The organism is Pseudomonas sp. WS 5071 (assembly GCF_012985765.1).
Lineage (GTDB): Bacteria > Pseudomonadota > Gammaproteobacteria > Pseudomonadales > Pseudomonadaceae > Aquipseudomonas > Aquipseudomonas lundensis_A.
The window spans coordinates 61,982-70,826 of sequence record NZ_JAAQWY010000031.1; the positions used below are offsets into that span (position 1 = coordinate 61,982).

General features: G+C 57.9%; 9 protein-coding genes. 7 read left to right on the top strand and 2 right to left on the bottom strand.

Features of this window, described 5'->3' with window-relative positions; translation table 11 throughout:
• The first annotated feature begins 131 nt into the window (after positions 1-131).
• The 6 genes from HBN61_RS18185 to HBN61_RS18210 all read left to right on the top strand — a co-directional run bounded on the left by HBN61_RS18185 (position 132) and on the right by HBN61_RS18210 (position 7,140).
• Entirely contained in the window at positions 132-1,511 is a 1,380-nt protein-coding gene (locus tag HBN61_RS18185) for an OprD family porin (RefSeq protein ID WP_170047481.1), read from the top strand.
• 75 nt (positions 1,512-1,586) lie between these two features.
• A complete protein-coding gene (locus tag HBN61_RS18190) occupies positions 1,587-3,182 on the top strand; it encodes an ABC transporter substrate-binding protein (protein ID WP_170047483.1) in 1,596 nt (531 codons plus the stop codon).
• 75 nt (positions 3,183-3,257) lie between these two features.
• A complete protein-coding gene (locus HBN61_RS18195; protein WP_094993013.1) occupies positions 3,258-4,268 on the top strand; it encodes an ABC transporter permease subunit in 1,011 nt (336 codons plus the stop codon).
• Between the two features lie 10 nt (positions 4,269-4,278).
• Positions 4,279-5,190 carry an ABC transporter permease subunit gene (locus tag HBN61_RS18200; protein ID WP_170047485.1) on the top strand — a complete coding sequence of 304 codons (912 nt, stop codon included), beginning with the start codon at positions 4,279-4,281 and terminating at the stop codon, positions 5,188-5,190.
• A gap of 10 nt (positions 5,191-5,200) precedes the next feature.
• Positions 5,201-6,169: an ABC transporter ATP-binding protein gene (locus HBN61_RS18205; protein WP_094993011.1), complete on the top strand. Its 969-nt coding sequence runs from the start codon at positions 5,201-5,203 to the stop codon at positions 6,167-6,169.
• Entirely contained in the window at positions 6,169-7,140 is a 972-nt protein-coding gene (locus tag HBN61_RS18210; RefSeq protein WP_094993010.1) for a peptide ABC transporter ATP-binding protein, read from the top strand. The genes HBN61_RS18205 and HBN61_RS18210 overlap by 1 nt, the downstream gene beginning before the upstream one ends.
• A gap of 71 nt (positions 7,141-7,211) precedes the next feature.
• Here the strand turns inward: HBN61_RS18210 and HBN61_RS18215 are convergent, their stop codons facing one another.
• Together HBN61_RS18215 and HBN61_RS18220 are read right to left on the bottom strand one after the other, a co-directional pair.
• Positions 7,212-7,538, bottom strand: a complete 327-nt coding sequence (locus tag HBN61_RS18215; protein WP_094993009.1) for a hypothetical protein — start codon at positions 7,536-7,538, stop codon at positions 7,212-7,214.
• A gap of 221 nt (positions 7,539-7,759) precedes the next feature.
• Complete coding sequence (locus HBN61_RS18220) at positions 7,760-8,380, bottom strand: hypothetical protein (RefSeq protein WP_170047486.1); 621 nt, start codon at positions 8,378-8,380, stop codon at positions 7,760-7,762.
• A 277-nt stretch (positions 8,381-8,657) separates the two neighbouring features.
• On the opposite strand from HBN61_RS18220, the gene HBN61_RS18225 reads away from it, so the two are divergent.
• Positions 8,658-8,845, top strand: a 188-nt coding sequence (locus tag HBN61_RS18225) for a transposase (RefSeq protein WP_524539063.1), incomplete at its 3' end; no start/stop codon positions are given.

An 8,845-nucleotide genomic window follows, 5' to 3' on the forward strand; every position in this document is an offset into this window, starting at 1 on the left:
CATGGGGCGGCCTGCAGAACACTGTAGCCAAATTAACCTTGGCAAACGTTTGCAAAGCGCTAACTCGTTCCACAACAGCCAGCTCAACACATAAAGAGCGGCAATAAAAAAGAAGCAGAGGAGCCTCAACCATGAGAGTCACAAACAGCGCGTTACTGGCCTTATCCATCAGCAGCCTTGCGGCGATGGCGAATGCCGAAGACGTCAGCCAGACATTTGTGCCCACCGAATTGAAAACCGGTGCCAGCAGCCAAAGCGAAGCCAGCGGTTTCATCGAAGGTCAAAGCTTGAGCGGCACCACCCGCAACTGGTATGCCAACGAACTCAAGCGCAACAAAGGCCGTTTCACGTACAACGACCACGGCGTCGAAAAAACCACGCCGCGCCGTATCAACTGGGTGCAAGGCACCATTCTGGATTACAACTCTGGGTTCACCCAAGGCACCGTCGGCTTCAGCACCGAGGTCGCGGCCTACAACGCGATCGCCCTGGACCGTGATGTAAACGACATCGCGGGTAAAAACAACCGCACCCTGACCCACAGTGATGGCGATGCCGTTGGCCAGTGGAGCAAACTCGGACTGGCCAACGTCAAGGCCCGTATCTCCAACACCACGCTGGTGGTGGGTCGACAGAACTTCAGCAGCCCGACAATCGACGTCATCGGCAACCGCGCGTTGCCCTCCAGCTTTCAGGGGGTGGGCCTGCACAGCGAAGAGTTCAACAACCTGTCCTTCGACGCAGGTTCTTTTGATCGCGTTTCACCCCGTACAGAACAGGGCCTGAAGAAGTTTCGCAGTGAATACGGCGCGGCCGGGGTAGAAACGGACCGCGCCAGCGTTGCCGGCCTCAACTATCAGCCGTTTAAAAGCCTGAAAACCTCGCTGTACGCGACCCATGTCGAAGACTTCTGGAACCAGTACTACTTCGGGGCCGTACACGACCTGGGCGACAACGCTGTGCTGGGCTTGAACACCAACTTCAACTACTACAAGACCCTGGACACGGGCAGCAAGGCAATGGGGGAGATCAACAATGACACCTTCAGCCTGGCATTCGGCCTGACCCATCAGGCGCACACTGTGACCCTGTCCTACCAGCAAGTAATCGGCGACGAATACTTCGACTACCTGCATGAAACCAACGGCATCTACCTGGCCAACTCCTTGCTGTCGGACTTCAACGGCCCGAACGAGAAGTCGGTGCAACTGGCCTACAGCATCAACATGGCGCAGTACGGCATCCCCGGCCTGAAGTTCAACGCCTACCATGCACGCGGCTTTGACATCGACGGCACCAAGTACAAAGGCACGGCTTACGACGTGAAGAACATGAACGGCGAAGACCACTCCGAGTACAGCATTGGCACGTCCTATGCAATTCAAAGCGGTCCCCTGAAAGCCACGGCTATTCGCGCGACCTACACCACGCACCGCGCCAGCCGGTTCCAGGCTGACGGCAACATCAACGAGTTCCGTCTGGTTACCACCATTCCGTTCAACATCCTTTAACCGCCCGGTGGCCGTGCCTGGCTTCACATGCCGGGCATAGCCGCTACGCGGCCCAACCGATTGAAGAGGGTTGCCATGAAACGACTTCCACTACGCACAGCCCTTGCCGTGGCAGTGTTCAGCACCGCGGTCAGTGTTTCAGCCAAACCGTTGGTGGTGTGCACTGAAGCCAGTCCCGAAGGCTTCGACATTGTTCAGTACACCACTGCCGTGACTGCCGACGCTTCGGCTGAAACCATCCTCAATCGTCTGGCAGACTTCAAACCCGGCACCACCGATGTGGAGCCCGCCCTCGCAGAGCGTTGGGACATCAGCCCCGACGGACTGGAATACACCTTTTACCTGCGCCCCGGCGTCAAGTTTCATACCACCGATTACTTCAAGCCGACCCGCACCCTGAACGCCGATGACGTGATCTGGAGCTTTCAGCGCCAGCTGGACCCCAATCACCCATGGCACGACAAGTCGCTGGTCGGCTATCCCTACTTTGAAAGCATGGGGTTTAAAAACCTGCTCAAGCGCGTCGAAAAAGTCGACGACATGACGGTCAAAATCACGCTTAACCACGCCGAGTCACCGTTCCTGCGCGACATCGCCATGCCGTTCAACTCGATCTATTCGGCCGAATACGCCGATCAATTACTCAAATCAGGCAAAACCAGCGAGCTGAACAGCAAACCCATCGGCACCGGCCCGTTCATTTTTGTGCGTTACAACAAGGACGCGCAGGTCCGCTTCAAGGCCAACCCTGACTACTTTCGCGGTAAGCCCCCGAGTGATGTGCTGATCTTCGCCGTCACCACCGACAGCAACGTACGCCAGCAAAAGCTCAAGGCCAACGAGTGCCAGATCGCGCTGTACCCCAAGCCGGATGAAGTCGGCAATATCAAAAAAGATCCCAATCTGAAAGTCGACGAAATGGCAGCGTTGATGACCAGTTACATCGCCATGAACACCAGCCACAAATACCTCGACGATGTACGCGTACGCAAAGCCATCGACATGGCCTTCGACAAAGAGACCTACCTCAACTCCGTACACGGTAAAGGCAACGCCCTCCCGGCCATCAACCCCTACCCGCCGACCATGCTGGGGTTCAACACCGCCATTCAAAACCCGCCCCGCGACCTGGATAAGGCCCGCGCGCTGCTCAAGGAAGCCGGAGTACCGGAGGGGCACGTGTTCACCCTCTTCACCCGCAATGGCGGCGGCCCGACCAACCCCAATCCAATGCTGGGCGCTCAGTTGCTGCAGTCTGACCTTGCAAAGATCGGTATCAAACTGGACATTCGCGTCATGGAATGGGGGGAGATGCTCAAGCGCGCCAAAAATGGCGAACATGACCTGGTGTCTACTGGATGGGGGGGCGACAACGGCGACCCGGATAATTTCCTGACCCCTTTGCTCAGCTGCGAGGCTGCCAAAAATGGCGAAAACTACGCGCGCTGGTGCAACAAAGACTTTGAAGCCCTGATCACCAAAGCCCGTAACATCACTGAACCCGCTGAACGGGCGGCATTCTATGAACAGGCCCAGGTGCTCTTTAATAAGGACCAGCCCTGGATCAACGTCGTACACCCCATGCTTTTTACCGCCCGACGCAACAACGTCGAGGGTTATGTACTTAGCCCGCTGACGAACAACAACTTTGCCACTACCCAGGCGAAGTAGAACAATAAAACACCCGCCAGCGTTCACCCGAACCCTGGCGGTCCTGCCTAACCGGCTGATGAGGTACACCACGCGATGTTTAGTTTTATTGCCCGCCGAATAGGGCTTTTGATCCCTACGTTCTTCGGCATCACCCTGCTGACCTTCGCCCTGATTCGCATGATCCCCGGCGATCCGGTCGAAGTCATGATGGGCGAGCGTCGGGTCGATCCAGAGATGCATGCCCAGGCCATGGAGCGACTTGGCCTGAACAAGCCGCTCTATGAACAATATTTCGACTACGTGACCAAGCTCGCCCACGGCGATCTGGGCGAATCGTTGAGAACCCGTGAAAGCGTGTGGACCGAATTTACCGCGCTGTTCCCCGCCACCCTTGAACTGTCGATGGCTGCGCTGTTGTTCGCCGGCATACTCGGATTGCTGGCCGGGGTTATCGCGGCGTTGAAGCGAGGCTCGTTGTTTGACCATGGGGTGATGGGCATCTCCCTCGCGGGGTATTCGATGCCGATTTTCTGGTGGGGCCTGATCCTGATCATGTTCTTCTCGGTAAGCCTGGGCTGGACCCCGGTGTCCGGGCGTATCGACCTGCTCTACGACATCGAGCCGAAAACCGGTTTCATGTTGATCGACACCTTGCTCAGCGACGAACCCGAAGCTTTTTGGGACGCGTTGCACCACATGATCCTGCCCGCCATTGTGCTGGGCACCATTCCGCTGGCCGTGATCGCCCGGATGACGCGCTCCTCCATGCTCGAAGTGCTGCGCGAAGACTACATTCGTACCGCCCGTGCCAAGGGCCTGTCGCCTGCGCGCGTGGTGTTTGTGCACGGCCTGCGCAATGCGCTGATCCCGGTACTGACCGTGGTCGGCCTGCAAGTGGGCACCCTGCTGGCGGGCGCCGTACTGACCGAAACCATCTTCTCGTGGCCCGGCATCGGCAAATGGCTGATCGAAGCCATTGGCGCACGGGACTATCCCGTGGTGCAAAACGGCATCCTGTTAATCGCCTGCCTGGTGATTCTGGTCAACTTCGTGGTGGACATCCTCTACGGCTTTGCCAACCCACGCATCCGTCATCAGCGCTGAGATCATGACCATGAGCACACCTACCCCTGCTACCGCCGTGGATCAAAGCCTGCTTTATCCATCGCCTTACAAAGAATTCTGGCACGCGTTTTCCCGCAATAAGGGCGCCTTGGCCGGACTGATCTTCATGAGCATCATCGTGTTCTGCGCGATTTTTGCGCCATGGGTTGCCCCCCATAACCCGAGCGAGCAATACCGCGATTTCTTGCTGACCCCGCCAGCATGGCTTGAGGGCGGGCACATGCAGTTCCTGCTGGGGACCGATGAACTGGGCCGCGACCTGCTATCGCGGCTGATCGAAGGCTCGCGCCTGTCACTGCTGATCGGTCTGTCGTCCGTGGTGATCTCGCTGATTCCGGGCGTGATCCTGGGCCTGTTCGCCGGGTTCTTTCCGCGCTTTCTTGGCCCCGGCATCATGCGCCTGATGGACATCATGCTGGCCTTGCCTTCACTGCTGCTGGCCGTGGCAATTGTCGCCATCCTCGGCCCTGGCCTGATCAACACCGTGATCGCGATCGCCGTGGTGTCGTTGCCCTCTTACGTACGACTGACCCGCGCAGCCGTCATGGGTGAACTGAACCGCGACTACGTCACTGCCGCCCGCCTGGCGGGTGCCAGCCTGCCGCGCCTGATGTTCATCACGGTACTACCAAACTGCATGGCGCCCCTGATCGTCCAGGCCACCCTGAGTTTCTCTTCGGCGATTCTCGACGCCGCAGCACTGGGTTTTCTGGGCTTGGGCGTACAGCCGCCAACCCCGGAGTGGGGCACCATGTTGGCCTCGGCCCGCGACTACATCGAACGCGCCTGGTGGGTCGTCAGCCTGCCTGGCCTGACCATTTTGCTCAGCGTGCTGGCAATCAACCTGATGGGCGACGGCCTGCGCGATGCGCTTGACCCGAAACTCAAAAATGCCGCCTGAGGAGATTCCAATGTCACTGTTAGAAATCAAGAATCTCAACGTCCGCTTTGGCGACGCCAAGGCTGTCCCGGTGGTCGACGGGTTGAGCCTGTCTGTGGATAAAGGCGAAGTACTGGCCATCGTCGGCGAGTCAGGTTCCGGCAAGTCCGTGACCATGATGGCCTTGATGGGATTGATCGAGCACCCCGGCATCGTCACCGCCGACGCGCTGAACTTCGACGGCAAGAACATGCTGACCCTGAGCCCCCGTCAACGGCGGCAAATTGTCGGCAAAGACATGGCCATGGTCTTTCAGGACCCAATGACCGCATTGAACCCCAGCTACACCGTAGGCTTTCAAATCGAAGAAGTGCTGCGCCTGCACCTGAAAATGTCCGGCAGAGCGGCGCGCAAGCGCGCCATCGAACTGTTGGAAAAAGTCGAAATCCCCGGCGCTGCCAGCCGCATGGACGCCTACCCGCATCAATTGTCCGGCGGCATGAGCCAGCGCGTGGCAATCGCCATGGCCATTGCGGGCGAACCCAAGTTGCTGATTGCGGACGAACCGACCACTGCACTCGACGTGACCATTCAGGCACAGATCATGGACCTGCTGCTCAACCTGCAACGCGAGCAGGACATGGGGCTGGTGTTAATCACCCACGACTTGGCAGTCGTGGCTGAAACCGCCCAGCGCGTGTGCGTGATGTATGCCGGTCAGGCCGTTGAAATCGGTCAAGTACCGGGTTTGTTCGATGTCCCCGCGCACCCGTACAGTGAGGCATTGCTGGCCGCCATTCCGGAACACAGCATGGGTGCGTCGCGTCTGGCGACCTTGCCGGGCATCGTGCCGGGACGCTATGACCGTCCACAAGGCTGCCTGCTGTCGCCGCGCTGCCCGTACGTTCAGGACACCTGCCGTCAACAGCGCCCGGCGCTGGAGCCCAAAGCCAACAGCCAGGTGCGCTGCTTCTTCCCCTTGAATCAGGAGGTGGCGTAATGACTGTCGTTCTTACCGCCCGCGACCTAACCCGTCATTACGAAGTGTCCCGTGGCCTGTTCAAGGGGCACGCACTGGTGCGCGCCCTCAATGGCGTGTCGTTTGAACTGGAAGCGGGTAAAACCCTAGCCGTAGTGGGTGAGTCCGGGTGCGGCAAGTCCACCCTGGCGCGCGCGCTGACACTCATTGAAGAGCCATCGTCCGGCTCGCTGAAGATTGCCGGCCAGGAAGTTGCCGGGGCCAATAAAGCTGAACGCAAACAACTGCGCAAAGACGTGCAGATGGTGTTCCAAAGTCCGTACGCGTCGCTCAACCCACGACAGAAAATCGGTGATCAGCTGGCTGAACCGTTGCTGATCAACACCTCGCTCAGTGCCAGCGAACGTCGGGAGAAAGTCCAGGCCATGATGAAGCAAGTAGGGTTGCGCCCGGAGCACTACCAGCGCTACCCACACATGTTCTCCGGCGGACAACGCCAGCGGATCGCTTTGGCCCGCGCCATGATGCTGCAACCCAAGGTACTGGTGGCTGATGAACCGACGTCCGCCCTCGACGTATCGATTCAGGCCCAGGTGCTCAACCTGTTCATGGACTTGCAGCAAGAGTTCAATACAGCCTATGTGTTCATCTCGCACAACCTGGCAGTGGTGCGGCACGTAGCCGATCAAGTGTTGGTGATGTACCTCGGCCGCCCGGTGGAAATGGGACCGAAAGAGGAGATCTACACTCGGCCGCTACACCCTTACACCCAAGCGTTGCTGTCAGCGACCCCGACCATTCACCCCGATCCGCTGAAGCCGAAAATCAAGATAGTTGGCGAACTGCCCAACCCGCTCAATCCCCCTTCAGGCTGCGCATTCCACAAGCGCTGCCCGTATGCCACAGAGCTGTGCAGCACGGACGAGCCGGCATTACGCCTGCTGGATAACCGCCAAGTGGCGTGCCATTACGCTGAGCAGTTCATTGATTAATACGCGCGAATGAAAGACGCGCCTGAGTAGATCAGGCGCGTCATTTATACCTGTGTAGAAAGCACGAGAGACTAATACTGACCTTCGCTGGACTTCCCTTGATCGGCACTGTCGTCATCCTTGCGATCAGTCTTGCCGTCCCCATTATTCGTGGCGCTATCGGCAGAGTCATCATCCCCGTCGACCTGATCATCGTCCCCCGCGCTACCTCCCTGGCCTTGATCGCCCGGCTCGGATTCCGATTTGTAAATTGCATTGACCATAGGTCCCGGGACACCCGTTGCGGAAAATCCGACGGCCTGACCTTGCAGCGGATTGCTCGCCCACGCAGTTGAGGCGCTCACTGTCAGCAACATCATGACTTTTAACAACATGATAAAACGTTGATAAATCCTCATGTAGAACGCTCCCTGAATGCTCAAATGCACGCGTGAATAGCTGAGACGTCACCGCTATTCACGCCTCGTGGAGATCTTAAAGTAGTCGCTGAAAGGAGTCTTCGCCAACTTTAAAGGCGAGTATCCAAAAGCGTCACCGTTAGATCAACCCGCACTAAAGGTAATCGCTGTTATTTATATAGCCTTGTTAATACAGAAAAAGGGCCTGCTTCAAATAGACGTTATTTGACGTCAGGATACCCCCACGTACCGTCAGCGTCTTTAACCGCCTGAACAACGGTGCCATCTGCATACGTAAACAGACCGGTATTATCATTAAAGCTATCGCCATTCAGGTACTTCGTAATGCCATCGGCCGTGGTAGTACTTCCATCAACATTTTTATGTGCGCCTTCAGGCAGTGTGTCTGAGCCTCCAGAACCCTTCTCATCACCTTGCGAGCCTTTCCCATCCGGAAACGTCCACTCACCACTGCTATTTTTAACGCCCTGCACAGACTCGCCCGTTGAAAACGTGTAGATGCCTGTAGCGTTATCGAGCGTATCGCCAGATTTCGAGACCCAAAGACCATCCGCTCTGGTGGTACTGCCATCAGGATGCTTGACAGAACCATCAGGCATAACAGTAGTGCCGTCGGGATGAGTGACGGAACCGTCCGCATTTTGCTGACTGCCTTCGGGGTGTTTTACGGTTCGCTTGCCGGTGACCTGATCGACAACGATCTCAACAGCGGCGGGCGCAACGAAATTCGCCAGAATGAACTGCAGGGCTTCGCTGATCTGACCTCGACCACCACCCGTGGTTGTCGGATTGGTTACGGGCGGCTTAACCGGGGGTTTCACCGGTGGCTCAACGGGCGGCTTAACCGGGGGTTTTACCGGTGGCTCAACGGGCGGCTTAACCGGGGGTTTCACCGGCGGCTCAACGGGCGGCTTAACCGGGGGTTTCGCCGGTGGCTTAGCGGGGGGCTTAACCGGGGGTTTTACGGGTGGGCTCACAGGAGGCTTGAACGGCGGTTTTGTGACGGGTTTAGAAACCGTAACCTTCGGAGGTTTAGGGAATCTCCGAACAAGCCTTCAGTTATGCGAGAATCCCCGCAACACCTGATCCGAGCCGCCCATGAGCCAGATGAGCTTTTCCGACTTTGAGTACGCCGGCAAGCGCAAGCAAACCCGCCGAGAGCGCTTCCTCGCCGAAATGGATCAGGTGGTGCCCTGGGCAGGCCTGCTGGAGCTGATCGAACCGTTCTACCCCAAGGCCGGCGGCGGTAGAAAACCCTATCCTCTGGAAACCATGCTGCGCATCCA